This is a genomic window from Paenibacillus sp. IHB B 3415 (assembly GCF_000802655.2).
Taxonomy (GTDB): domain Bacteria; phylum Bacillota; class Bacilli; order Paenibacillales; family Paenibacillaceae; genus Paenibacillus_AQ; species Paenibacillus_AQ phytohabitans.
The window spans coordinates 1-25,194 of record NZ_JUEI01000002.1; the positions used below are offsets into that span (position 1 = coordinate 1).

At 46.6% G+C, this 25,194-nt stretch carries 30 protein-coding genes; 24 read left to right on the forward strand and 6 right to left on the reverse strand.

Annotated features, from left to right (window positions below):
* The first annotated feature begins 82 nt into the window (after positions 1 to 82).
* The 18 genes from QW71_RS00690 (at position 83) to QW71_RS36755 (ending at position 17,002) form a co-directional block, all read left to right on the forward strand.
* A complete protein-coding gene (locus tag QW71_RS00690; RefSeq protein WP_039291856.1) occupies positions 83 to 493 on the forward strand; it encodes a hypothetical protein in 411 nt (136 codons plus the stop codon).
* Between the two features lie 401 nt (positions 494 to 894).
* Positions 895 to 1,023 (forward strand): hypothetical protein, encoded by a 129-nt coding sequence (locus tag QW71_RS41785; protein ID WP_268794595.1) that lies wholly within the window; start codon positions 895 to 897, stop codon positions 1,021 to 1,023.
* A 5-nt stretch (positions 1,024 to 1,028) separates the two neighbouring features.
* Positions 1,029 to 4,838, forward strand: a complete 3,810-nt coding sequence (locus QW71_RS00695; RefSeq protein ID WP_152679656.1) for a hypothetical protein — start codon at positions 1,029 to 1,031, stop codon at positions 4,836 to 4,838.
* 2 nt (positions 4,839 to 4,840) lie between these two features.
* Positions 4,841 to 5,470: a hypothetical protein gene (locus QW71_RS00700; protein ID WP_039291858.1), complete on the forward strand. Its 630-nt coding sequence runs from the start codon at positions 4,841 to 4,843 to the stop codon at positions 5,468 to 5,470.
* Between the two features lie 9 nt (positions 5,471 to 5,479).
* Positions 5,480 to 6,460 carry a hypothetical protein gene (locus QW71_RS00705; protein ID WP_039291861.1) on the forward strand — a complete coding sequence of 327 codons (981 nt, stop codon included), beginning with the start codon at positions 5,480 to 5,482 and terminating at the stop codon, positions 6,458 to 6,460.
* 2 nt (positions 6,461 to 6,462) lie between these two features.
* Positions 6,463 to 6,804: a hypothetical protein gene (locus QW71_RS00710; protein WP_039291864.1), complete on the forward strand. Its 342-nt coding sequence runs from the start codon at positions 6,463 to 6,465 to the stop codon at positions 6,802 to 6,804.
* The gene (locus QW71_RS00715) at positions 6,794 to 7,234 is read left to right on the forward strand and encodes a DUF2634 domain-containing protein (protein WP_235441354.1); all 441 of its coding nucleotides are present in this window, start codon (positions 6,794 to 6,796) and stop codon (positions 7,232 to 7,234) included. Before QW71_RS00710 ends, QW71_RS00715 begins: the two co-directional genes overlap by 11 nt.
* Positions 7,231 to 8,061, forward strand: coding sequence for a baseplate J/gp47 family protein (locus tag QW71_RS00720; RefSeq protein ID WP_039291867.1), 831 nt, complete (start codon positions 7,231 to 7,233; stop codon positions 8,059 to 8,061). Before QW71_RS00715 ends, QW71_RS00720 begins: the two co-directional genes overlap by 4 nt.
* Entirely contained in the window at positions 8,058 to 8,597 is a 540-nt protein-coding gene (locus tag QW71_RS00725) for a DUF2313 domain-containing protein (protein ID WP_052769804.1), read from the forward strand. Before QW71_RS00720 ends, QW71_RS00725 begins: the two co-directional genes overlap by 4 nt.
* Positions 8,598 to 8,602: 5 nt before the next feature.
* On the forward strand, positions 8,603 to 8,926 hold the full coding sequence (locus tag QW71_RS00730) for a hypothetical protein (protein ID WP_152679657.1): 324 nt from the start codon (positions 8,603 to 8,605) through the stop codon (positions 8,924 to 8,926).
* Positions 8,916 to 9,668, forward strand: a complete 753-nt coding sequence (locus QW71_RS37605) for a hypothetical protein (protein ID WP_052769805.1) — start codon at positions 8,916 to 8,918, stop codon at positions 9,666 to 9,668. The genes QW71_RS00730 and QW71_RS37605 overlap by 11 nt, the downstream gene beginning before the upstream one ends.
* Positions 9,646 to 14,085: a pyocin knob domain-containing protein gene (locus QW71_RS00740; RefSeq protein WP_039291873.1), complete on the forward strand. Its 4,440-nt coding sequence runs from the start codon at positions 9,646 to 9,648 to the stop codon at positions 14,083 to 14,085. Before QW71_RS37605 ends, QW71_RS00740 begins: the two co-directional genes overlap by 23 nt.
* A 111-nt stretch (positions 14,086 to 14,196) precedes the next feature.
* A complete protein-coding gene (locus QW71_RS39630; RefSeq protein ID WP_052769806.1) occupies positions 14,197 to 14,739 on the forward strand; it encodes a hypothetical protein in 543 nt (180 codons plus the stop codon).
* The gene (locus QW71_RS40865; RefSeq protein WP_200905863.1) at positions 14,732 to 14,836 is read left to right on the forward strand and encodes a CD1375 family protein; all 105 of its coding nucleotides are present in this window, start codon (positions 14,732 to 14,734) and stop codon (positions 14,834 to 14,836) included. The genes QW71_RS39630 and QW71_RS40865 overlap by 8 nt, the downstream gene beginning before the upstream one ends.
* Before the next feature lie 127 nt (positions 14,837 to 14,963).
* Positions 14,964 to 15,476: a DUF3189 family protein gene (locus QW71_RS00750; protein ID WP_039292278.1), complete on the forward strand. Its 513-nt coding sequence runs from the start codon at positions 14,964 to 14,966 to the stop codon at positions 15,474 to 15,476.
* A gap of 126 nt (positions 15,477 to 15,602) precedes the next feature.
* Complete coding sequence (locus QW71_RS00755) at positions 15,603 to 15,881, forward strand: hypothetical protein (RefSeq protein ID WP_039291876.1); 279 nt, start codon at positions 15,603 to 15,605, stop codon at positions 15,879 to 15,881.
* A gap of 15 nt (positions 15,882 to 15,896) precedes the next feature.
* On the forward strand, positions 15,897 to 16,163 hold the full coding sequence (locus QW71_RS00760) for a phage holin family protein (protein WP_039291878.1): 267 nt from the start codon (positions 15,897 to 15,899) through the stop codon (positions 16,161 to 16,163).
* Complete coding sequence (locus tag QW71_RS36755; protein ID WP_047013536.1) at positions 16,163 to 17,002, forward strand: M15 family metallopeptidase; 840 nt, start codon at positions 16,163 to 16,165, stop codon at positions 17,000 to 17,002. The genes QW71_RS00760 and QW71_RS36755 overlap by 1 nt, the downstream gene beginning before the upstream one ends.
* Positions 17,003 to 17,128: 126 nt before the next feature.
* Here the strand turns inward: QW71_RS36755 and QW71_RS00770 are convergent, their stop codons facing one another.
* Positions 17,129 to 17,428: a hypothetical protein gene (locus tag QW71_RS00770; protein WP_039291881.1), complete on the reverse strand. Its 300-nt coding sequence runs from the start codon at positions 17,426 to 17,428 to the stop codon at positions 17,129 to 17,131.
* A 176-nt stretch (positions 17,429 to 17,604) separates the two neighbouring features.
* Here QW71_RS00770 and QW71_RS00775 point away from each other — a divergent pair, with 176 nt between their 5' ends.
* Both QW71_RS00775 and QW71_RS00780 read left to right on the forward strand, forming a co-directional pair.
* Positions 17,605 to 18,450, forward strand: a complete 846-nt coding sequence (locus QW71_RS00775) for a serine protease (RefSeq protein ID WP_039291884.1) — start codon at positions 17,605 to 17,607, stop codon at positions 18,448 to 18,450.
* Positions 18,451 to 18,810: 360 nt separating this feature from the next.
* On the forward strand, positions 18,811 to 20,127 hold the full coding sequence (locus QW71_RS00780) for a kelch repeat-containing protein (RefSeq protein ID WP_052769807.1): 1,317 nt from the start codon (positions 18,811 to 18,813) through the stop codon (positions 20,125 to 20,127).
* 43 nt (positions 20,128 to 20,170) lie between these two features.
* On the opposite strand, the gene QW71_RS37615 is transcribed toward QW71_RS00780, so the two are convergent.
* Together QW71_RS37615 and QW71_RS41130 are read right to left on the reverse strand one after the other, a co-directional pair.
* A complete protein-coding gene (locus QW71_RS37615; RefSeq protein WP_052769808.1) occupies positions 20,171 to 21,007 on the reverse strand; it encodes a hypothetical protein in 837 nt (278 codons plus the stop codon).
* 192 nt (positions 21,008 to 21,199) lie between these two features.
* Positions 21,200 to 22,336, reverse strand: a complete 1,137-nt coding sequence (locus QW71_RS41130) for a hypothetical protein (protein WP_235441355.1) — start codon at positions 22,334 to 22,336, stop codon at positions 21,200 to 21,202.
* 211 nt (positions 22,337 to 22,547) lie between these two features.
* Here QW71_RS41130 and QW71_RS00795 point away from each other — a divergent pair, with 211 nt between their 5' ends.
* Genes QW71_RS00795 through QW71_RS36760 form a run of 3 tightly spaced genes read left to right on the forward strand, consistent with a single transcriptional unit; the run spans position 22,548 to position 23,387 of the window.
* Positions 22,548 to 22,748 (forward strand): hypothetical protein, encoded by a 201-nt coding sequence (locus QW71_RS00795; protein ID WP_039291888.1) that lies wholly within the window; start codon positions 22,548 to 22,550, stop codon positions 22,746 to 22,748.
* On the forward strand, positions 22,738 to 23,046 hold the full coding sequence (locus tag QW71_RS00800; protein WP_052769809.1) for a hypothetical protein: 309 nt from the start codon (positions 22,738 to 22,740) through the stop codon (positions 23,044 to 23,046). The genes QW71_RS00795 and QW71_RS00800 overlap by 11 nt, the downstream gene beginning before the upstream one ends.
* Before the next feature lie 56 nt (positions 23,047 to 23,102).
* Positions 23,103 to 23,387: a YolD-like family protein gene (locus QW71_RS36760; RefSeq protein WP_047013551.1), complete on the forward strand. Its 285-nt coding sequence runs from the start codon at positions 23,103 to 23,105 to the stop codon at positions 23,385 to 23,387.
* Between the two features lie 317 nt (positions 23,388 to 23,704).
* Here the strand turns inward: QW71_RS36760 and QW71_RS00815 are convergent, their stop codons facing one another.
* Entirely contained in the window at positions 23,705 to 23,908 is a 204-nt protein-coding gene (locus tag QW71_RS00815; RefSeq protein WP_039291893.1) for a helix-turn-helix transcriptional regulator, read from the reverse strand.
* Between the two features lie 126 nt (positions 23,909 to 24,034).
* Between QW71_RS00815 and QW71_RS00820 the strand changes: the two genes are divergently transcribed.
* Positions 24,035 to 24,280, forward strand: a complete 246-nt coding sequence (locus QW71_RS00820; protein WP_052769811.1) for a hypothetical protein — start codon at positions 24,035 to 24,037, stop codon at positions 24,278 to 24,280.
* A 445-nt stretch (positions 24,281 to 24,725) separates the two neighbouring features.
* Here the strand turns inward: QW71_RS00820 and QW71_RS41790 are convergent, their stop codons facing one another.
* Positions 24,726 to 24,848, reverse strand: coding sequence for a hypothetical protein (locus QW71_RS41790; protein WP_268794596.1), 123 nt, complete (start codon positions 24,846 to 24,848; stop codon positions 24,726 to 24,728).
* Between the two features lie 59 nt (positions 24,849 to 24,907).
* Positions 24,908 to 25,129, reverse strand: a complete 222-nt coding sequence (locus QW71_RS00825) for a hypothetical protein (RefSeq protein WP_039291895.1) — start codon at positions 25,127 to 25,129, stop codon at positions 24,908 to 24,910.
* Positions 25,130 to 25,194: the final 65 nt, after the last annotated feature.

A 25,194-nucleotide genomic window follows, 5' to 3' on the forward strand; every position in this document is an offset into this window, starting at 1 on the left:
AAAATAACCGCTGGCTAGAACGTTATTCACCCGTTAGGGTGATTTTGTTCCATTCTAATAAAAAAATCTGGAGGTCTTTTGCATGAGTGATAAATTAGAAAAATATCTTTCCAAGGGCAAAACAGGTCGGAACGATGATACCATCACGGTGCCAGCGGACGGAGAAGAATGGTCAGTACGCCGCCTGACTACCATTGAGGTGCGCCGGGCCTATGAGCTGGCCTATGAAGATAATGGAGATCCCAAGGAGTCCTATAATGAGATCGATGTGATGATCGTCAAGGCAACGGAGCACGATTTTGATTGGAATAACAAAGACCTGCTGCTGGCTTATAGCTGCATCAGTAAGTATGAGTTGCCGCCACGCGTCCTGGACAACCCTGCTGATTACGCGGAGCTGAGCAAAGCCGTAACCAAATTTCAGGAAAACAAGGACGCGCTGCTGAAAGAAGCAAAAAACTCATCAAGCAAGACGGAGAAGCAAGCTGGGTAGCGTCCTTTTGGATAAACCAGAAGCGGCTGCCGGCGGAGATCCTACCGTATGAGGTGGATAAGCAGCGGCAGTATTATTTCTGTCTTGCGGCCAGCATGGTCGCCGAAGAAGAAGCCAAACGTCTGGCTAAGAAGAAATAGGCGGATGGAGGTGAACAACCATAGCAGCATCAACAAAAGTGACGGTCCCGTTCGAAGCGCGGGACCTTATTTCCGGTGCAGTCCGGAACATGAGAAATACAATCCAGGGGGCGACCGACGATTTACTTGAATTCCGGCGCGCATCCGGTCAGATGGGCGACTATCTAGTATCCAATCTCCGGCGTTCCCGCCAGCAGGCGGATGAACTGGGCGGCCGAATTGGCAACGCATCGGACGAGGCTCGTCGTTTAGGACGTGCGAATGTTGATGATATCTTTCGGCGCGCTCGATCCGGAGCAGATGAGTTGCGCCGCTCAGCCTCAGGTGCCGATGATGAGATTCGCAGAATGGATGACTCTCGGGTTCATCTCCGTGCTCAGGATGGAGTGAGCCCGGTGATTGATGGGATTTCAAGCAAGTTAACGACCTTGGCGGCAACGGCTGGGGCAATCCTCATTGGCGGCGGGATTAAGGATGCATTGTTCGGGAATGTCATGGATTACTATTCCGAAGCTTCCCGCAGTGCGGCCTTATTGCCTGCAGCTGCGCGTGATCAAGGTCTTCAGACTGTCAAAGATTTAAATGCCCAGGGTATTATCCCTTCTCAAATGGGAGGGGCCAGACAATTAGCTGATCTGGCTCCGCTGGTCCGGGATAAATCGCAAGCCAGCAACTTTTTGAGTGCTTCGTCAAAGATACAATATATCCGGCCAGATGCCGGTGCGGAAGAAATTAACCGTGCACTATCTCAGTCGGCTGATACCTTCCGCGAAACATATGCTTCCGTTGCTGACAGCATGATGTATGCCTATAAAGAGGTAGGCGATCGTCAGCAGGATCTCTTCGATACCTTTTGGGAGTATTCTGGATACTTTAAGAACACCGGTGCAAACTCCGGACAGATGGCCAACTTCTTGACGCAGAGCGTTAAGGAAGGGGCCTTTAATTTTGATAAGCCCGCCGATTTCATCAAAGAAACATTCGGCGTAAAGGCCCTCGATGCTGGGGACATGGAAAAGTACTTTACCTTGCGCGGAGCTGGGAAGAATGACGCAGCGAAGCAAGCCGCGGCATTCACTGGTGATATCAATTCCGGAGATGAACAACGTGCAAAGGGTGCTCTAATGGCCCTGGTTGCTGATTTAGCCAGTCAAACGCAGAGTCAGCTGAAAGCTTCGCTGGTTTCGTTAGGCTCGGCAACCGCGGAGGACAACGGTCTTGCAGTTCTTAAGACCTTCCAAGTACCATTTCAGCCGTCACCTTCTGGGATTACAGGAACAACGGAAAGAATGGTTCAAGCTCAACAGGCTGCCAATCCGATGCAGGAAATTATTCAAACTCGTGCAGAGATTGATCAACAGATGCAGGATTTGGGGGCAAACCTTTCTACAGCAGTTCTTCCGGTGCTTAAGGAATTTAATTCTCTTATTACTGAGAATAAAGATGAAATACAGGATTTAGGTACAAAAGTAGTTGGATTTGTCAGCCAGATTACCAGCTTTTATAGTGAGCATTTTAAATTAATAAATGGTGCTATAGGAGTTGTTGCTGGTGGTCTTGTAGCAGTAAAAGGAGGCAGGCTACTTCAGAAGGGCTATACAAGTGTCAAAACAGCAACAGAATGGATGGGTCAGAGAAGAGGGCAAACAACAACTCCAATCGACGAAGTGGGAACTCCTTCTAGACGTCGATTCACACTCCGTCGAGGTAATACTGGTGGATTGGCTGGGAGTCTAGGTAGTGGCCTGAGCTCTTTATCATCCATGACTGTAAATGCCAGTGTAGTTTATCTTAATGAAGCTGGCGGTTTGGGAGGCACTCTTGGCGGGCAGGGAAGTCGAACAGGTGGTAGGTTAACCCGGCGTGGGCGCACCGGCACATCTGGTTCAACCACCCGAACAACGACGGGTGGCAGTAGCACAGGAGGCTCGATCAGAGCCCGCCGTGGTACACGAACCACTAATATCCCAGATGTGGATTCAGTTTCAGATGTAGCTGCGAGGCGTGGGCGGGTCACATACCGAAATACGGCTCGACTCCGGGGAACATCTGCCATCCCGGAGATTATCTCGGATGTATCAGATATTCCTGCAAGAGGGGGGCTCCTGAAGGGCGTATTTAAAGGTGGAAAAAAAGCTCTTAAGGTTGCTGGAATCGCAGGTACTGTGGCAACTGTCGGTCTAACCGGTTATGACTTATACCAGGCTTCCAAAGATGAAGGGTTAAAATCCGGATTATCAAATACTGGCGGGTCAATGGCAGGAAGTTTTGTTGGAGGCTCCCTTGGAGGCTTAGTCGGATCATTAGCAGGCCCAATTGGTACTGTAGCAGGTGCCGCTGCCGGCGGCTGGGTTGGTGAGAAGCTTGGTTCCATGGCTGACAATGCGGGGTGGACAAAGAAGGCAGTCGACGGTATTTACTCTATTGGGGACTGGATAACAGGGAAGGACAAGAAGAAGGACGAGCCTGCTGCAGCTGCTGTCAAAGTCCCGCCAGAAGCGAAAGTGACCTTCGGTAACATGACGCCGCAGCAAGAGGAAAAGTTGAAAGCTTCCTTTAGTCGGTTCAGTTCAGATGTTGCGAAAAATGGGTTGCTGCCCGCATTCAACGGCGTTATTGAGAAGAGTGGCGTCCTGCAAGATGTAGGCAAAGTGAAGACAGAGCTTGCCGGAATTTGGAAAAGCACTGAATCCACAACTGCACAGAGTAGTATTGTTGCAGTGGGAACTGCTGCGAAGGGGACATCCGTTCAAGCGAAGCTTTTGGGAAGCACTACCAAGACAAGTACTGATGGTATTGTCACGGGAGCCGGTGCTGCAGGGCTTAGCTTACTCGGTGTCGGGACGTCTGCAAGAATTGCTGCAGATGAGACCAAACAGCAGCTGCAATCGATCCAAACGGTTACAAGCCAAAGTCAAAGCTGGGGCAGCGGAATTATTACAGGCATCTCTCAGGGGATGCAGAGCAAATTTCCAGAGCTCAGGACGACTGCGATCGGAGCTATGGGTATCTTGTCGACTCTGACTGGAGCAGGAGCAACAATATCTTTTGCTGCTCCTGCATCAACAAGGTCCAGCGGGGGTGCTGCTTACGCAAACGGAGATATTATCACTCGGCCCCATATCGGGCTGGTCGGTGAGGCTGGGCCGGAAGCTATTATTCCTCTGTCGGCAGGGCGCCGGCAGCGTGGGGTGAAGCTTTGGGAGAGAGCAGGTGCAATGCTGGGCGTCCGTGCTTATGCAAACGGAGGTATTGTTGGCGCACAGCCCCTGCGGACTCATGCATATCAGGCTAAGGCATACATCGATGACAACAATGACCGTATTGGTTACGGAGCTGGCTATGCTGAAGGCATCCATGGATCATTGGAAATGGTGAAGAAGTATGGACTGAAGCGTTATACCAAGGCTATGAGTAAAGCCAGCAGTCTTACCGATGCCTATAAGATTCGGGCTACTGGACATCAGCTTCGCAGACAGGCTGCCAAGATGAAGACCTTCGCTAAAGGAACAAAGCTTCTCGGAAAAGTAGTCCGGCCGGTTGGTTATGCGATGGACGGTTGGGATATCATTTTTGCAGGCAAGGGTAAACGTGGACGGCAGGCCGCTAAAGTAGCTGGAGGAATCGGGGGAGGTATGGCAGGCGGAGCAGCAACGGGCGCGCTGCTTGGAACCTTCCTTATGCCTGGTGTTGGTACCGCCGTTGGCGGGGCGATTGGAGGCTTGTTAGGGACGATCGGCGGCGAAAAGCTGGCTACGAAAATTTATGACGGTATTTCCGGATTCTTTGGTCGACGGAAGAAGCGTAAGAAGAAGTATGCCGATGGTGGTCTGATCAGTTCACCTCACATGGGACTTGTCGGTGAAGCCGGTCCAGAGATGATCATACCGTTGTCTCGGCAGCGGAGCCAGCGGGGGAGAGCGTTATGGGAGCAAGCCGGTAGTTTGCTTGGTGTGCGGCCCTATGCCGATGGTGGAGCGGTGGGTATGAGATCGAGCATCCCGGTGGCGAAGACACTGGCGCAGGCACCTGCAGCGATCCGCGACATCGTAATCGAGAATATCAACATCGACTTTGGCGAACTGGCCAAGGGAATAACGAACTTTACTGAATTTGCGAAAATGCTGACCAGTCCGCAGGGTAGGGCGCTGTTCCGGAAGATATTTGGCGAGGAGCTGTACAAGGCTCTGGAAAGCGGGGGATAAGCATGCTGACCATGATTCGAGACAAGAACCGGTTCACTTTTCCGATTACGCCGGCGGAGATCCAGATTACCAGCAGCAATGAAATTGATTCCTTCACAGTAATCACCGGGGAGGAGAAGACCAGTAAGAGACTCACTTCGAAGCTGAAGCGAGTCTCTTTTTCTGTCATCTTCCCGCGGGCCTGGGAGGAAATTTGGGAAACCGGCAAAGAGACGGTGGCCTACCAATCTCCGGAACAGGCGTGGAAGCTGATGGAGGAGTGGAAGGCCAAACCGGTTGTGATCAACTTCGAATCGCTGTTCTCACAGACCATGTGGTTTGAGAGTTTCGAAGCCACGTACAAAGATGGCCAGGCTAATTTGCATATTACATTCAATTTTGTGGAGTTCGATCCCGTGAAAATCGTTTCCTACTCCAACACCCAGCAGCTATTGAAGCCGGGCGTGATTATCACCAAATCATCCAAAAGCCGTCCGAACACTACCGGTAAGACAGACAAAAAGAATGAAACTGCGAAAAGTGACAAGCAGAAGAAGGCCGAGGCAAAGGCTGCAGCTGATAATGCCAAAGGCAATTTCGATTACTTGACTCAAAAGGAAAAAATTCTGGATAAAACCTCTACTAAAAAGTGAGGAGTGTAAATGGATAACTTTGCGGTTGTATATGGGAAGGAAAGCAACCGTGTTTTACTGACGGATGCAATTGTCGAATTGGCTTGGTCATCAGCGAGGGATGAGATAGCCCGGAGCATGACCGTTCGGGTGCGTGATGCTGCTGACGTTAAGGTTGCTGGTCTGCTGATGTGTTTTTCACAGCAATTATCAGGGGTTGGAGTGCTTCATCACAAAAACCAGTTCTTCTACGGACCGATTATCAAATACGAGCAAAATGAATTTTCCCAAGAGTGGGAAATTGATGCTCGGGAGATCGGCTGGTATTTGTCTAAGAACAAGGGCGTGCGCCCTTATCTTAAAGGGGAAGCCGGAGCGGAGTTGCAGCGATACATTAAGACCACAGGTATCGACTTCCGGTGTCCGACGTTCGGTTTCAATCTGGACGAACGCTATGGAACGATTTCACACTCAGAACTCATCCTGGATGTGTTGCAAAAAGCATATGAGCGCAGCGGCTACCGATATCACATCGATGTCGTCCGGACTGATACGAGCTTCTACCTGCAGGTCGTAAGAGAGGGTACTAATTCTCGCGTTCCTGTTTTCATCCCTGAACAAATGGAGGCCACTACCGCAGGCTATAGCATGGATGAGACTTATACTGTCGTCACAGCTCAAAAGTACAAGGATGATAAGCTGGCTTCCTCTGTCACCAAGACAGCAGCAGGCGCAGTACAGGCGATGGGCCGTATGGAGGAAATCATTGAGGTTGAGGAAGATGAGGACCCGGCCACGATCGCCACGCAGCGCCTGAAGGCTCTGTCGCAGGCGAAGCAGATCAAGAAAATTACTGTCAAGCATGAAGACCACACTCTCGCAGGTCTGCGCGCTGGTTGGATGGTACTGATTAAGACGGATCATACCTCGAAATGGATTGTGGAGTCCGCTGAAAGCAGTTTTAAGAATGGATTGTATACTGTGAAGCTTGAACTGGAGAGGAGGGAATAATCGTGCTCAATGATGCACTGAAGCTGCTGAGGGAGAAGACAGCCGGTCACATCGATGCCAGGGACACGGAGCGTGCAACGTTGCTGAGTTGGCCGGGGAGTCCATCCATACAAGTTGATGGCGATCAGGAGCCTTATCCTGCAGAGAAGCTAGTCTTTGCAGAGTATCTGCTGGAGCGTCGCATTGATGCTGTATTTGAGGTTAAGCAGCCTTCTACTTCTGCGCTCACAGGTGTCCTCGTTCTTCCCAGCCCCCTGCAGGTGGGTGACCGGCTCATTGTCTCCCGGTTAACCGGTCAGCGCTATTACGTACTTGGAAAGGATGTGGGTGGCAGTGGCGGATGATGGATTGTTTCCTGTTCTGGATTTGACAGACCTCGATGGCATTGAGCTGACGGAATCCGTCGTCTCTGCGACTAAGTGGACATACGTCATCGATTATCGAAATCGGCGCGCCGTGTTTGATGATGCTGGTCATCCTACAAAGACCCGCACGTATCCAGAGTACTTGGTGCAGACAGCTTTGAAAATCCTGAATACAGAGCGTTTCCGTTATGTCCTTTACGGTTCCGAGGTAGGTGTCGAACGGTCCGAATGGTCCGGTTGGGAGGACGTAGAGATCAAGCGTGATATCGAGGAGGCCTTGATGGCTCACGCGGAGATCCAGCGGGCTGAAGTGAGGTCAATGGAACGGACTGGCCAGGAGATGCACCTGAGCATTTTTTTAATAGGTGTGGCCGGTAATGCTGAACTGGAGGAGGTCATTGGCATATGACTATTAAATTAACAGACCTGCCGGCACTCCCAAGCATGCCTATCTTGGAGGAGACTCCAGAGGATATTTACCGCCGGTGGGTCAATCGGGCGATAGCCTTGGCAATTGAGCGTGGTCTGCCCCCGCCGCCTACGGATGAAGGCGAGTATTTTTACGACCTTTGGTATCCGCTGGCCATCGAAATTGCAGAGCAGCAGGTGCTATGGACCTATGGTTTTTTGCAGGGATTTCCGATCTGGGCAGATTCCGAATATCTGGACGGTCACGGCTGGGCTGCGGGTTTGACCCGGAAGGAAGGGGAGAGTGACGATACCTTCCGGATACGCATGCTTGAGCGGGCGGCGACAGAAATCGGAAGTGGACGGCGGAAGGATTATGAAACCTGGGCGTTAGAAATGGCCGGGGTTGGTGGTGCCATCGCCCGGGAGAAGGAACGGCATGAGAATTCCATTGATCTCTATCTTACAGACCTGGTGGGGCAGCCGATAACCGAAGCCTTCGCAGAAACAGTCAAAGCATGGATGTGGGAGGAGCGGCGGATTGCCGGCCATGATTTGGCGGTACATCCGGCACCGGTCTTTACTGTTCGCCTGGAAGCACAATTGCTCCTATCTGTTGGGGCTGATTTGGCCGCGCTGGCCACAACCATTCAGCAGCGTGTATTGGATTACGCAAGTGGCCGTGCGAAGCTCGTTTACAACTATGTAGCAGCGCTTTTGCTCATCCCTGGCGTGGAGGATTACGACAATCTGATGCTTAACGGTGATACAGAGGATGTTGAGCTGCCACCATCATCTGTACTACGTGTGGAAGTGATTTTGTCATGATTCCATCGAGATATCGTGAAATGCTTCCACCGTATTGGTACGAAATTGATATGGCGGACCGACATTTATCTGTAATGGAAAAAGAGATGGCAGAACGTGAACAGACAATAGACGACTTGAGCAACCAGTTTTTACTTCGCAGGTCGACCTGGGCTTTGTGGATCTGGGAATGGATATACTTCCGGAAGACCCAAACGGGGAGTAATGATGAGCGCCGTGAGGCGATCCGACGGAAGCGATGGGGTGATCGACCGTATCGGCTGCCTGTATTGCGGGATATTGGTAATCAGCACGGTAAGCTGCTGAACATCTCAGAGGATTTTTTGGCCAAAGAGATTCATTTTGAGTTCTCACTTTCCCAGCCAGTTAATATGGTTGGTCTGCAGGCAGACTTTGAATATATTCGTCCGGTTCACATCCGCCGGGCAGTGGTCAGTTCCTCCGTTCCTTCACAAACGATCAATATTAAAGGTACTGGATACTCTCACGGAGTGGATTTCCCCATCTGTGGGTTTGAAGTGCCGATAGGAGGCTGATGTTTTTGGCAGATGTAGTAAAGCAGTTATTTCTGGAAAAGTTGGTTACGGATTTGAATGGCCACATCGCCAGCGCACGAGTGAATATAGGAGGTGTGCAGACGGCCTACCCTATTTACAATACGATTGTTTCAGGGCTGGCTGTACGCAAGTATATTTATATAACAGAGACGCAGGCCATTGGAAAACAGCTTTTAGGAGCTGCCTTGTTAGATGTGGATGGCAACATACTGGCAGATCAGCCCCTTACCGTTACCAAAAACGATAAGGGTTTTTTGATTGCCTTTGAATTTATATTGAGATTGGAGCTGAGTTCTGGTGGCATATAACAAACAGACCTGGAAAGACGAGATCCCAGACCTGACAAAACCAATCAAGGATGCTTCTGGGAAGCAGAAGACGGACCCGCAGACCGGACGTCCGCTGTATGAGTTAGTCCAGGAAGGAACTCGGATCACATCAGCCCGTTTGAACCATATTGAAGATGGAGTCGAAGGTGCTCATGCTCATATGGTGGAGTTGTCTGAAGATATTGAAACGCATGCGAGTGATGGCGTGAAGCATCTAACCGCAGCGGAGAGGACGGCTTGGAATGCCAAGGAGACACCGGCTGCAGCGCAACAAAAGGCAGACGCTTCGCTTGCATCAGCCAAATCCTACACCGATACTCAACTGCTAACAAAGGCAGATAAGAGCACCACCTACAGTAAGATGGAGACAGATCAGCGCATTCAGAACGTGGTTGGTGCAGCTCCGGCCGCCCTGGATACGCTAAAGGAAATCGGCGATGCATTAAATAACGATCCGAATTTCGCGGCTACCATGACTACTCAACTTTCTGGAAAAGTCGACAAGATTCCCGGCAAGCAGCTCTCAACAGAAGACTTTACATCTTCAGAAAAGACGAAACTAGCTGGTCTCACGGCGGGAGCTGGTGGCGCTGGCTCGGCATCAGACGCAGTTATAGGCAATCGGACAATATCTGATACCAACAGCCCCGACAGGAGATACTGGCACGATTACAACCCTGCTGGGCTGGCTGGCCAACATGATCAAATCCATCACAGGTAAATCGTCCTGGCGGACCGCTCCGGCCACAACACTGGAAGCGGCTAAGGCGCATGCAGATGATACTACCCGGCACCTTACGGCGGCAGAGCGCACTGCATGGAATGCAAAAGAGACAACCGGAGGGGCGCAGGCCAAGGCTGATACGGTGCAGACCAACCTGACCGCGCATACCGGCAATAACACAGTCCATGTCACCGCTGCGGAACGTACAACCTGGAACGCAAAGGAAACACCTGGGGGAGCACAGACCAAGGCGGATGCTGCTCAGGCTGCTGCAGCTACGGACGCCAGTACTAAGGCCAATGCAGTCCAAACCAACCTAACCGCCCATGCTGGCAATACCACGGTGCATATCAGCGCTGCCGAGCGTACAGCATGGAATGCCAAGGCAGATGCCAGCCAATTAGGCCGTGTAGACCTGACACAAACCCTGGGACCGGGCTTATCAGTGGTTACAGCGGATCAGAACGGTAGTGAGTTGGACCTGACGGTTAGTGGTCGCACGCTGATGAATCTAATTGGTAACTCTGGGGATGGGGAAAGCTTGGCTGGATGGAGCTTATCTGGTATTTCTCCTGTGTTAGACACAACCAGAAAGCGATCTGGCGGTGCTTCCTATAAATTTGCAGCTACATCTGCCAGTGCTAGTGTTATGGTCAAAGACATCACGGTACCTTTAGACATCACAAAGTACTATGTTGCTCTGGCATGGGTTTACATTGAGTCCTACGCGTCAGGCGGAGGTTCAGTAATGCACCTGAGGGATATTGGCACTGCGACAAATAGATATAGCTCTACCGCAGCAACAGCAACCATTGGAAGCTGGCAATTAGTTTACATCAAAATTCCGAACAATAACACATTGGTTGGTTCGGGATTCCGGTTTTACCTAGGACATACTAGTGCTAATGATTTTGTGTTTAACATGGACGATGTTCGCCTATATGAGGTCACATCCGCAGAATATGCAGCCATTGGCACGACCCTTACGGGAGAGGCTATAGATGCCTACTTCCCTCATGTTTCAGGTAAGCAGCATGTACAGGGTGTAGCCATTACAAAGCAGGGGCGGAACTTAATTCCGGGGTCTTCAGTAAGCGGTATTCACGCTAATCTTAGTATAAATGGCCCGTACGATATAGTATTGGCAGCTACAGCAGCTGATCAAGCCTCTAATATCATAGACAACCTAATTGTTAAAGGGAACACTACCTATACATTTTCTATAAATATTACGGCAACTGCGGGGCAGGGAAGAATTCAAATTTCTGAGTACTCCGTAGACGGTAGTCCTATTAAGACCGCTTCGACCACAATCACATCAACATTCACCTGGACTACAGATAGCAATACCAGTTATGTACTTGTGCGTACCCGAAACACAGCAGCCGGGACAATTACTTATAAAAACTGGCAGCTTGAACTTGGAAGCACGGCTACAACTTTTACACCAGCAGAGCCGCAGTCCGTTATCATCCCGGTCACACTTGGCCAGGTCGGGGATGTACGGGATAGTGTATATAGTGCTGGAACAGAGTGGATGTATGTTGAGCGGGTGAAAAAGAATGTCGATCTTAACGGAACTCAAGCGTGGGGCTTTTACGGAACGGGTTCTGGATTTAAGAATATTACCGCCAATATGTCAATTCCGGCTGGTGGAGGAGACGGAGACGACAAAGCTATACTTTTGCGCTATGACAACTTGTTAATGCGTAACAGTGACGGGTCAGTTACAGCGTGGACGCAAGCAGATAGATTTAGGTTATTCACCGGGAGCATTTATATATCCATAAGTAACATCGATTCAGGTTGGGTAGACGCAGTGAATCCGAATGCCAATGTCGTCAAAGCCTTAATGAATGGATGGAAGTCCACGGCCAACAATGGCACCGCCTATACGTCTTGGGTGTCTATCATAGACGGCAGCGCTCCGGCAACCAACACTGAAGCATGGGTAGCCGCCAACAAAGCGCCTGGATGGACGGCCTGGGCTACACTGGATTACGCGCTGGCTTCCGCAGTCACTCCGGTTATCATACCGAATGCTGAGGGCAGCATTACGCTGCACCCGGGCGGGAATCAAATCAGCGTGGAAACAGGTGTGATTCAGCGGGAGAAGGTCGTTCCGAAGCTGGACAGCGGAAGCTATTATATCATCTCGCAGAGCAGCACGAATTACTGGGGCAATGCAAAACTGAGGCACCCGGCCCGCGTAATCCTCGCGGTATTCAAAGGCGCGGAAAACGATACAAGGAACTGGACATTTACCCCCGATACCTACGGCGGCCTCAATGCACGGACATTGCCAGCTAATTATGACGCATCGGCTGATTATTACGTCACCTACAGCGCCCTAGACAAATATGCCCTTACCGCCAATGTCACCGACACAGCGTCCACATGGCGCACGGGCCTGGGCGGCGTGACCTCCGATCTGGTCCAATCGGTTGCGGAGCTGCGGCAGGCGGACGACCGGCAGGACTTTGCGGATGATTATATTGAGGCCAAGGTCGATAATTTGAAGGTGGATATCAGTAACGGTTCCGTCCTTCCTGACAACATCCAAAAGCATAAACTAACCTTAGACAACGGGACTTTATCCCGATACACAGGGGATTTAAATGATTTAATAGACGTTACCCGTATGTACTACTGTAATAGCGGATCAACCAACAAGCCCCCAGGGTATACAGAGGGTCCAATAGAAGTGTTCCGGCTTGTCGATTCCACCAACAGAACGATTCAAAGAGCTATGTCAGCTACAGACACTCGAATGTGGGTAAGAATGGGAGTCAACGGCACATGGACTTCGTGGTTTAAAATATGGGGAGAAAATGCGCAGGGCGCTGGTAGCGGTCTGGAAGCTGATCTTCTGGACGGTCTTCAAGGTGTAAATTACGTCCAAACAAAAACTGTTGAAGGAAACGCTGATCTCAACACAGTTATAACAGCGGGAATCTGGAGATTAGCAGGCTCTACCATGACCAATCATCCCGGGCCAAACTATTATTATGGTCAGATGTTGGTTATGCACGCTCCGGGAACCGATACGATTATACAAGTTGTCTATCCGTATACGGGGTTCGGCCCTGTGTATCGCCGGGGAAATCCGTCCAATGTGGGCGGATCTGGGGGCTGGAGCGTTTGGTTTAAAATGTGGACGGAAGAGAATGACGGCGCGGGCAGCGGCCTTGACGCCGACCTTCACGCGGGAAAAACTTTGGCCGAAGTGGTACAAGGTTTTTTGGCTTTCGCTGTAACCACAGGCACCGCGCCAGCCCTGTCCGCCGGACTGCGGGTGTCCATCAAAGCTCACGCAGCCACAACCGGACCGGTTACACTTAACCTGAACGGCCTGGGAGCCAAGTCCATCAAAAAGCCAAACGGTAATAACCCGCCTTTAGCTCTTGGTGGTGTCTATACGGTGGTGTACGATGGCACAAATTTTACCTTACAGGGTGAAGGGGGTGAGTATGGAACAGCAACTGCCCTACAGGTACTTGCGGGGTACAGCATTGGTACTGATGCAGGTCTAATTCCAGGTACAATGGCTAATAGAGCTAACGACCAGTTATCCACTACCATGTGGACTGATGGTGCAGGGAATTTTTCAATTGGATTCCCTACGGGGGCTTATGTAACAAACAGCGGTTTTGGAGCAGGCTACGCTTCTGCTACAGTACAGGATGCCGATTTTGTAGCAAACAACTTCCCTAATGACAAAAACATCTTTGGACTACAAGGCTCTATGCCTCGTCAGAGTGCGTACACGGCACCTGCATCAACCGCCTGGGATGGCAATTACATGTACGTACGTATACCACAAGGAGCCTATCAAACTGCCGGTGGATCTGGATATCCAGAAATACAATTATCGGCGGCACAAGCCCGAGCAGATGGGAATATCGTAGCTGGTAATATACGTAATGGTGCGTGGATTTATGGGGTGCAGGGTAACCTGGTGCCTGATACTTCCGGAATCATCGGCGTAGATTATTATGGCTATCCAGGTGCGTGGGTGGAGGGCACATACAATATTGTCACAGTCCCTTCATGCAAGTATTTCATATTCGGAGACCGACCAACTACCAATGGACATTCATCCATATTTACGTATGCCACGGCAGGTAGTCCAGTAGTAAATCTGCAGCTTGTGGATGCTGGTGGTGTCGTCTTAACCCTGATTACCGTAACCAATTACAATTACAGCACAAATATAAACTCTATATATTTTAATGCGGCGACTAGAACAGTTAGGCTAAGCGGCTCCAATTTCGCGGGTAATCCTGATTCGGTTAGTTTGCCGGGCAATTTTAATGCTGGGGGAACCTTGACAATTCGTTGGCAGTCAGCTGCATCAGGTACTACCAGTCCTTACAATGGATGTACATTCGCGGGTAATATACTTTATGCCTAGGGGGGATTGAGATATTGCTTTTTTTATACATTAGTAGCGCCAAATGACGCTAAATGAGGCGTTTTTATTCAGAAAGAGTGGGGTTAAATACGTAATCAAGGAGACGATAATATGCAAATCGGTATGAAAATCTATTACGACAAGGCAACAGGAAATGTGATCCACAACACAGGAGAGTATGACGGCCGGGGCTATGTGGAGACCACAGAAGACCAGGATTTCGCCAGTATTAAGGAGCTTGCCCAGCGGGTCCGGGAGACAGTCGGCGTGCTCAAACTCCAATACGGCCAGTACTCCCGCGAGTTTGCCCAATGTGACAGCTACCGGGTTAATACGGACAGCGGCACTCTTGAGTTTACCTACCCAGGGGAGCAGCCTAACCCGTTAGAGGGACGGCTTGAGGTAGTGGAGACCGGAGCCGCAAACACCGCGAAGCAGCTTGCGGACACATTGGCACGGCTCAATACGACCGAGGCGCAGCTGCAGGATGCGCAACTCGCTCTGACGGAAACCTACGAAGAGTTGCAGGTGAGCCGTCAGGAATCGGCAGATACGCAACTCGCACTTACTGAGCTGTACGAGCTGGTGCTGGCCGGACAGGTCGGGACGGAGCCGGAGCTGCCCGAAGAGGGAGGTGACGAAGACAATGGCTAAGGTATACGCAAGCTTGATCCGTAAGAGTTTGAAGACACTGGAGCAGGTACCTGAAAACCTCCGTGCTGATGTGGCCACGCTGCTCGAAGCCGAATAGAAATTACTTGATGCGCCCATAGAGGCGTTTTTATTTTGCCCTCAGAGATCATACGATGATGTCACACCAAGGATTACATCATAAAAAAATGGATATAATCATAATAAAAAATATGAAGGATGGTATTATGATTTATATCTATAATGATTATGGTGGGACACATACAACAGCTTTGGCAGCAGCTTATCATTTAAAACAAATTACTCAATCTGAGCGAAAATTATCTACTGAGGAAATATTGAATGTTAAATTTTTCAATAAGTTAACGAAAAATGACTCTGGTAAGATTATTTTTCATGGAATTGATGAAAATGGAGACTCCGTTTATACAATCGGTAGGAAGTCATCAAAACTTGTAGTCCCAGCATTAAGAGACTTAAGCCTATTACTTGAAAGTAAACATCATTTTGAAGAAAAAATAATCTTCTCTAATACTTCACCCACGGTGCCCATCCCGATGTCAATCGGAGGGTTCTTCTCAAGAGGATTAAAAATTGATTTTATTGGTGTTCCTTTATTAGTAACGGGTGCTAAGCAATGTTGTGATAATATTTTTCGATTGGTTGAAAATACGAAACAAATAGGGAAGTCCTCCAATGAGGAACAAGTTATTATTTTAGCAAATGAAAGCTATAAGTAGTAATTTCCCAAAGTTCATAAGGACCATACTGCACAGCAAGGCACGTCTCAATAGGCGTGTCTTTCATTTTGCCCTCGGACGCTGTCCGGGGGTTTTTACGTTGAGGGAGAGAGCGGGGGGACAGGAGTGGAAATAACAACAATCACAGCTATATTCGCAGCAGTAAGTGGAGTTGTCCTTGGGTGGGTGACTAGGACATCAGCGTTTAAAAAGGATGTGGCTCAAGAGGCCGGGAGTGGTGCAGCCTTGCGTACAGACGTTGAGTACATCAAGCATGGCGTTGATGATGTCCGGTTTGAGTTGAAGGACCAGGTAAGGAGATTTGATGCGCTGACAGAACGAGTTACACGGGTTGAAGAATCAACCAAACAAGCACATAAGCGGATAGACAAAATTGAAGAATAGGGAGAAGTGAACAGTATGGAATGGAATGCAGTCGCAAATTTTATTAAGCCGGAGCTGTTGGCTATTGTCGCTGTATGTTGGGTTGTCGGCTATATATTGAAGCAAACGCCACGGGTACCAGACTGGACTATTATTTACGGTGTTACCCTAGCAGCCATTATCCTTGTATCGCTCACGCTGGGTTTTACCGCTGAGAGCTTTTTGCAGGGTATCTTATGCGGAGCTGTGGCTGTATATGGTAACCAGTTAGTCAAGCAGGTCCAAAAGAGCGGTGACGAGTAATGGCGATCACGTTTGAAAAGGTAAAGCATAAATCTCAGTCACGCCTTAAAGGGCTTCATCCTGTCGTCGAAACGGCTACGGTGGCTCTCATTGAACGATGTTACGCCCGAGGGGTCAATATAGTCATTACCCAAGGGCTGCGGACCATTGCAGAGCAGAATGGCCTATTTGCTCAAGGTCGGACTCAGGCAGAGCTTAACAAAGCAGGATTATCGCACATAAAGGCGCAGCCGGACAAGCCAAAGGTCACCAATGCCCGGGGTGGAACCAGTTACCATAACTACGGGGTGGCTATTGATTTCGCGCTGCTGCTTAATGATGGCCGTGTCGTTTCCTGGGATACCAAACTTGACGTAGATAAAGACGGCATTGCGGACTGGATGGAAGTCGTAGATGAGGCTAACAAGCTAGGTTTTGAATGGGGCGGAGATTGGACCAGTTTTAAGGATCTCCCCCACCTGCAGATAACCTTCGGCTTGAGCACAACTCTGCTGCGGGCAGGACAACAACCGGCGGCAACAAAGGTAGCGGCGGCTTATGCCGTCATAGATAAATTACAAGGGGAGGCAAGTGAGGATATGAGTAAAATCACGGAGCTGGAGCAAGTAATTGAGGAACAAGAGGGACGATTAGCAGCCTTGGAGAAACGTTTGAATATCTCTGGCGAGGAAACATATGCGAAGGACTATGAGAAGGCAATACAGGCCGCTAAGGACGCCGGGATCATCACTACCTCGGCCTATAAATCCAAAATTGAACTAAACGTAATTACTATGCTGGTTAATGTAGGTCTGGCGAACAAGGCTCTTATTTCTTTCTTCAAAAACTTCAAAGCTTAGGTGAATTTGATCTAGTGGAAGTAAAATACGCTGCCATTCATAGATGGCAGCGTATTTTACTTAATTAACAATAATGGGAGAGGCTTTTTTATTCTCGTCAGTTATGAATCTGACAAATCAAGAAATTTAGAAACTCCAGCTTGCTCCAACGGTGATACTCCCGCCCTCATTTGTTCCAGAAGACAGAGCGTGGACATTATATTTCTTCGTTATTCCTTTGTCCTTGGAACTAAAGAATTCAGTTGTCAAATTTGCACCACCGAGTTCCGAAAAAAAATTTTTGATATCCTCGTTATTTAATGCCCCTGATTCTGCACTAAATTCAGTATCCCCGGAAGTAAGTCTTTGCATAATGTTTCCCCATGCTTTATCCATTTCAGAACCTATTACAGAAGCAACTTTTTCATATGGTGTTAACTCAGCCAATCTTATCATCTCCATTGTCTTTTTTTTGATACAATGATTATTTTGAAACGAATGTTGTGTCTTTATTCCATGAACCAATATATACCTAATAAACCATATAATTTTATTTTCGATGTGTATTATTTTTTTATTCTATGAGCATCATTTACTTATCAAATTACAAAGGAGAATATATTATGAACATACAAACCAAGGATTTGAGAGTAAATACACTATCCACTAATAAAATCAACACAAGACCTGTAGTGTATGTGTCGGAAAATGAACTAGAATCGATATGTGGAGTGGAGGATTTACAGGACGTGGAAAGTTATGATGGTCGTTTGGGAGTCCCTAAAGAGTTTGTGGATAATTTACAAGCTAAAGTAGGGCAAATACAATGGATGGATGATTTGGCTTCTAAATATAGCAATCCTGGAAATGTTTCTGATATTCGTTGGGGATCAGGCACTCTCATATCAAAGGATCTATTTCTAACAGCAGGACATTGCTTTGATTCTGATCCAGGTACTTGGATGGTTCCGCGTATAAATGGAACAAATAATCCTATCTTACCTAAAGAAATTGCGCTAAATATGAAGGTTAACTTTAATTTTCAGAAAGATTCATCTGGAATTCTAAGAAAAGAAGAGTCTTATCAAGTTGTTGAATTATTAGAATATCGAGAAGGATCTATTGATTTTGCAATAATTAGACTAAATGGTAATCCTGGGGAAAGGTTTGGATTTATCCAGGTTTCTAAAGAAGATGCTAATATTAATGATATGCTTTGTATAATTCAGCACCCGGAAGGAAAAACAAAAAAAATAGAAGCGGGACCATTGTCTGTACTAGATGGAGAAAAAATAGGATATAGCGATATTGATACTTTGGGAGGATCTTCAGGTTCTGCGATTATACAGTTTCCAAATGGTAAAATCGTAGGTGTTCACACTAATGGTGGTTGTGATTCAGAAAGGTCAATTAATTATGGTATGCGAATAACTTCAATACTACAAAATTCAACGATTTTACAACAATGAAAAAAAGGTATAGATAAGTTGATAAGTTGAAATGCCCCATCAGTGCTGGTGGGGTATTTCTTTGAATTTAGGTTAATTCTCCTTTACCCGTGATATGTTCACATATACATAATGTTCCAAATGCGATATTGTATTATTACACGTATCGGAAGCACCGAAGCGTGCAGTCCGAAAGCATCGGCAAAAGCCCGTTAACCTTTAAATGGTTGATGGGCTTTTTTCTGTTCATAGACTATAATCCACATATTTCCTCAATAACCCTTAAGTGTATTGTAAATTCCTGTCGAGAAACAGACTGTTTGTTCGCCTCTATTTAGTGTAGGCTTACGAAGAAACGCAAAAATAGAGGGAGAGTATAATATGAAAAGAGTTTTAAAAATGGGAATGCTGTTATTATGCGCTATATTGGTAGTGCTATCTATCTCATTCCCAAAAGCAACTGCAGCCGAAAGTAGCGGAAACTGGTCGATTGTTGCCAATCTACCTCATCCTGTAGCTGCACCAGCTACGGCCCAAGTGAATGGAAGCATCTATGTCATTGGTGGATCTGGCGGGGATATATCCTTTAATTACGTACAAAAATACAATATTGAAACTAAAACTTGGGAAACAAAAGCAAACATGCCTACTCCAAGAGCAGGTTCTGCATTTTCAGTGGTTGATGGGAAGATATATGTTTTTGGGGGATATACAGGAAATTATTATACTGTTAGTAATGGGATCTTTAGCAATGCTGTAGAAGTTTACGATCCAGCATCAGATACTTGGACAAAGAAGTCTAATATGCCGGTATCTCTCACAGGCCAAACAGCTGCAAGTTACAATGGAAAGATATATCTTTTTGGTGGATTGTCATTCACAGACAGATATATTTCCTATAACTATGTATACGAATATGATCCTGTTAGTGACTCATGGACGCAAAAAAAACAAATGGATAGAAATGTGCATGTGGCTACTGCAGTAACGTATAACAACAATATTTACTTGGTAGGTGGAAGAGCATTTAGTGGCGGACAAATTTATACTTATGAAACAATGCGTGAGTATAATCCAGTGAATGACACTTGGAGCAATAAGGCCAGCATGAGTTATACTCGTGGAGGTCCGGCTGTTGGCGTGGTTAATGATCAAATTTATGCTACGGGAGGGGTAAGCCCCACTCAAGAAACTAACACAACAGAATTCTATAATCCTTTGCTTAATAAATGGGAGTCGCATAGTAATTTAAATGAGGCTAGAAGCGGGACTAGTGCCATTGTGTACAAAGATCAAATATTTGTCATTGGGGGAAGCGCAAGCACTACTGCAAACAAGAGTATCGGCTCAGTGGAATCTATAACTATTGCAACTCCGACACCCACTGCTACACCAACACTTTCACCGGAGCCGACGGCTACTCCTGTACCAACAACAACTCCTACGCCAGAACAGCCAACGGGCGACCGGGCTATCCTGGTAGTAACGATGAACACCGGTCTTGAAAAAGAATTCGATCTGAGTATGGCTGAAGTGAATGCTTTCATTGCTTGGTACGAAAATAAGCAGTCCGGTTCAGGTACAGCCTCATACGCCATTGATAAGCATGATAACAATAAAGGGCCATTCACTAATCGGAAGGATTATATGATCTTCGATAAGATACTTACATTTAGTGTAGATGAATATTCTGCTTAAGAATAATTTAATGAGCAAAAAACAAATCCGGATTTGTTTTCGTTTATTGAGCTGTATATTCACTTACTTCAAAGGTTAGGATTTTATCATGGATTACATACTCCGTCCGTTTGCTAAATGGACCTTTGTTGTTGTCATGTTTATCAATTCCATAGCTAGCTGATCCAGTAGCTGAATTATACCAGTTTAGAAATGCGGCAACTTCAGACATTGGTATGTCAAACTCTTTGTCGTCACCTGTGGTAAGAGTCACGTTCAAAATTGCACGATCACCAGAAGGGGCTTCTGGAGTTGCAGAAGGTGATGGTTCCGGTGTAGCGGTTGGGGTCGCTGTTGGTTCTAAAGTTGGTTCTACTGTAGGGTCAGGGGTTGACGTTGGACTTACTGTAGCCGTAGGAACGGGATCTGCAGTATTCGTGACATCTAATTCATAAATCTTTGTGTTCACACCTGACTTATTTACTAAAGAAATATAGCGTACATTAACAGCCAGAAAAGGCTTTGAAGTTCCGTCTGGTGCTCCAGAATAAAGCATATCTCCTCCGCCAAGCTCTGCTTTTGAAGCATTATATACATTTAATCTTAATGCATTGGTGTCTGCTTTAAGCTTAACTTTATCATAGTTGTAAGTTCCACCTAAATCTATTGTCATTACCTTACCTGCTGGTAATACGAAGAAAGTTGTTTCGTCGTTATCTGTTATCAAATTGGTGGAATCTAATGCGCCACTATTGAAAGTATTCTCTAAAATGGCGGTTTTCCCATTAGCGTATCCTCCTGGATAGGCATAGGATGATGAAGCTGGCATAAACGATGAGATGACGGCAATGATTAAAACAACAGCCAAGGATGAAACTAATACTTTGAACTTTCTAGTCACTGGAATATTCCACCTTTTTTGATTTAATGATGTAATGATAGTTCGTTCATTTGAAAGTGTCTAAACATAATTTCTTATATTTGGGATATTAAGATCGAAGTCATATTTTGTACATAAAATACTACTTATGGGATTAGTTGATGGTTAAGAATAAAAAGAAACCTACCAAGCTCTTGCCTGGTAGGTTTCTTTTTATTCAGTTACAGAGTACTCACTTACTTCAAAGGTAAGGATCTTATCAAAAATCACATAATCTTTGCGGCTGCTGAACGGTCCCTTATTGTTATTATGTTTATTAATCGCGTAGGATGCGGTCCCCGTGCCGTCCTGCTTATTCTCGTACCATGAAATAAAGGCATTTACTTCTGTCATACTTAGCTCGAACTCTTTCTCAAGGCCAGTATTCATGGTTACCACTAAAATCGCCCGATTTCCAGTTGCCGGCTCTGGCGTTGGTGTTGGGGAAGCAGGTGGTGAGGGTGTTGTCGTCGGCTCAATAGTTGGCTCTGGCGTTACGGTCGGTTCCGGTGTATTAGTCGGCTCTGGCGTGACAATAGGCGTTGGCTCAGGGGTTACCGTAGGTGTTGGTTCTGGCAATTCTGCCGAAGCCTCATTTGAAGCGATTTTTACACCGGATTTATCTAATGCATAAGTAATGTAATAATATTGGGTACCAGATTCAACATTAACATCTTCAAAGAATAGGTCAGTAACATTAGAAGCGATCCCGGAATAAGGCCCTCCTGGTGTTAAACTTCTTTCAACACTATAAGATTGTGCCCCATCAGCCTGACCCCAATTAAGCTTGATCTGATTCGAGTCAGGTTCCGCTGAAAGGCTAAAGCTTGAATTATATAAGTTCCATTCGGCTACCTTGAGGTCTGTACTGGTATTGGGGTTTGTCAGAACGGCCTTTTTGACATTTAATAATTTAGATGGGAAATAATAGATTAATTCATCTCCGACTATTTTTTGAGACCAGAGCTGATAGAGTATTTTTCCGTCTTTATCAAAAAATTCAAACGCAAGATTCTCATTCTTAAAATTAATGATTTGTACTTTAAAAGCATTTATATCTACAGGTGTAGCAAATTCGTATATCAGATAATCAGTGACTGCTGAATTGGAAACTTGAGCTTTCAAGTCAAAATAGGTGTCTGCTTTCCCGTCAGTGACCACAGTTGTTGTACCAATTGAACCATCCCTATTTGAAGCAGTTTTAATAGTTTTACCTGTCAGTAAACCAACAGTTTCAGCCTGGATGTTGGCTGGAATAATGGCTATAGATATCAATAGTAATACAAGGAACAAGGACAATCTTTTCTTCAAGAAAAACACTCCCTAATGTAATTTGTAAATAGAACAATACAGAAAAAAATTAGGGGCGTCTAAACATATATGACTATATCTGCAATAAAGTGAGTGAAAGATTCTTTTTTCTTTTTTATTCCAGTCAAAGAATATCTTACTTCTTGTGTATAGAACATTTGTTTGGTTATAATACAAACAAACGTTCCTATTTTATTGGAGGCGATTAGCCATGAAAATGAGCATCGGCCAAACCATCGAAATGATATACCAGGACAAAGCGGGCAAGATCACGCAGCGGAAGATCGAGATCCTCGGCATACATGACGGCTGCATCCGGGCCACCTGTCTGACCACTGGCGCGCCTCGGGTGTTCTTGGCTGCCAGCATTCTTTCATGGAGACCAGTGCCGGAGAAGCGCCATGTTGGATGATACGGCGCGCAAGCTTTTGCGGATCATGTTCCAATTTAATGGACACGTTCACCGGATGCCTTCGTTGGATGAGCTGAAACGGCTGAGTGGCCGCAGGCCTAAAGCGATTAAGGCAGGCCTGCGGCAATTGGTCGAACAGTACCACATTCAGTGGGACGATAGGAAGCCGGTAGAGACCGCCGTTGTGATCGAGGCATGGGAAAGGGACGTCCCTTTTAAAGATCATGCCGCGGCAGGCCCACACAAGTCACAACAAACACCATTGACAGGGAATATAGATTATTGGACCGATTACTAGGAGGGCAGACACCATGGCAAGGAAACTGGAGAGTGTTTGGGAAGGTAGTCGGTTTTATGCTGCCAGAGCACGTACAGCAGCTGAGGGAGGAAATGCAGGAGCAGGGACGACGCAGCAGGCCCGTGATCGACTCTGATGAATGGGAGCTAATTGATCAGGCGCTTGGGTATTCATTGCTAAAGCAGGAGCAGATCACAATTGTATTGTTTGACCCTTACAAGGATTTGAAGGTGCGGGGAGTTGTGGTAAAAGTAGATCGGCAATTACGGCGGATCAAGTTCCAAATGGAAGAGGACTTCAGCTGGATTAAGATTGATGATGTGATCCGTGTCATTACATAAATAATCCCCCGCCAGGATATTTCTGACGGGGGAATTCATTTTTTGAGTATAGAAAACTTACTCCTCAATCTTATTAATAGTCTGCTGAATGGATACCAAAGGTTTTCACTGTCGATGTCGTGCCTATCCAAAGTACTGAAATCGACTAGTTCCCAATAATCGTATTTTAAACTTTTCTTGCTATTGAGATAGGACTCAGCCTCAGAATAAGTGTTGAAAGACAAGAGCATATCATTCATTCCGCCACCCAGATCATATTTATCCATTCCAAAAAGACCGTATTTCCATTTCATAAAACCACATCCCTCATTTAAAATTTATTCCTCTATGTACTCAATGAGTTCTCCAGTGCTAACCTTCAGGTGTTTGCAGAGCTTCTCCAGCGTCTCAAAGTCCACGCGTTTGGACGTATTATGGTATAGCCCCGATACAGTGTTGATGGCCAACCCCGTCTCCCTCGCAGTGCCTCGTATCCCTTTATTCTGCCGGTCCATGATGTCCTTTATATTATTCTTAATCACGGACAAGCCTCCTTTTTCCAAAAGTATACATCACGAGAATGAATGTATCAATATTCTCATACGCGTATCATCTTTCTGATACACTTGCATATGATGTATTAGGATGATAATACAGGAGAGTGATTTATGATGTTACCGGTACATTTACGCTTGGCAGAGATCTTTCACATTAACATGACTGGACCTTTGACGATCGAAGAGGCTAAGGAACTGCAATACTGCCTGCGTGAGAACGCAAGGTATTGCTGGGACTGTCTGATGATTCAAAATCAATCCATGCTGGCCGGAGCAACACACGACCATGAATGGCAGCTGGAGCTTCAGCGGAAGCTGGAGGTGCTTAGGTTGACAGGTAGGGTGCCGAAAATATAACGTATATTTCATTTGTTGAGTGCTACACAAAAATCACAAAATTAATCACTATCTATCCTTTAGCTGATTTAATTGTGTTTCACAAAACTCATTATAATCGTTTAGTAACAAGCAATAATGTGTGAGTATTTAACTTGAATACACTCTATTTAGCTGACTATAGAATTCCCCCAATGCTCCTTTTTGCGTGAAATGAGAAGGTTTACTTTCGATGGAGGGAAAATCCCAAAAATCCTGCACGAAATACAACATTCTTCTCTTGAAATTGAGCTTAAACGAAAAATGTTGTACAAAAGACAGGATTTCCCTGTGTTCAAGCTTTTGAGCAGGGCAATTGTTGTATTTATACAACAAACCTTACGAATTCCCACATATCTATGAGTCCGAGTTGTATTACGTACAACATTTCAAAGCTAATTAGTGACTGGGTTTTCTCAGCCAACCCCTAAGGCCCAAACGAAACATTCTGAAGAACATACCGGATAACGAAGAAGGCAATGATCAGCACTGACGCAAATCCCAGCAGGAAAGAAACAATGTCTCTGCCTGAACGTTTGTATTTTCTCATTTACGGTCACCTCGTATATGAATAATAAAGACCCCTGTTAAGGGGTCAACTCTGGGGCATCAGGCTGTTGTTGCAAATTTCAAAAGTTCATCAGGGACTGCGATTTCACCCAGAACCGCTTCTGCGGCTGCCCAAGCCTGACTGAACTCTTTTCCGCTGTAAAGCGTGCGGTTACGGGTAGGGCTGGAAAGTGACATATCAAAGACGATAAACTCCCCTGCATCTGTTGCAACTCTGAAGCTCACAGAGCGGTCCTGCTTCTGAATCCGTACTTCTTCCATATGATATAACCTCCTAAGACTTTCCTCTAATCATAAATATTATACATAATTATTCCATTCCAGGC